Annotated in this window: 1 protein-coding gene; it reads left to right on the top strand. The window is 65.5% G+C overall.

Annotation, left to right across the window (positions count from 1 at the left end):
• Nucleotides 1-243, top strand: a 243-nt coding sequence (locus QSV46_RS40025; RefSeq protein ID WP_314964145.1) for an NAD(P)-dependent oxidoreductase, incomplete at its 5' end; no start/stop codon positions are given.
• Nucleotides 244-264: the final 21 nt, after the last annotated feature.

Genomic DNA, 264 nt, shown 5'->3' with positions numbered 1-264 from the left:
CTGCACGACGCGCTGGTGTCCGGCAAGCTTGCCGGCGCGGGCCTCGACGTTTTCGAGCAGGAGCCGCCGCTGGCCGGTCAGCCGTTGCTCGCCCTGCCGAACGTCATCATGGCGCCGCATGTTGCCGGCGTCACGGTGGAAGCTGTGGACCGGATGAGCGAGCAGACCGCCCGCAACATTCTGAGCGTGTTGGACGGCGATCCCTTGCGCCAGAACGTGATCAATCAGGAAGTGCTCGGCTAGAATCGTCCGGAGTAATGGCCC

Origin of the sequence: Bradyrhizobium cosmicum (assembly GCF_032290525.1) — a bacterium.
Taxonomy (GTDB): domain Bacteria; phylum Pseudomonadota; class Alphaproteobacteria; order Rhizobiales; family Xanthobacteraceae; genus Bradyrhizobium; species Bradyrhizobium cosmicum_A.
Note: the sequence above shows the minus strand (reverse complement) of the source record. Positions and strands in the feature narration are given on the sequence as shown.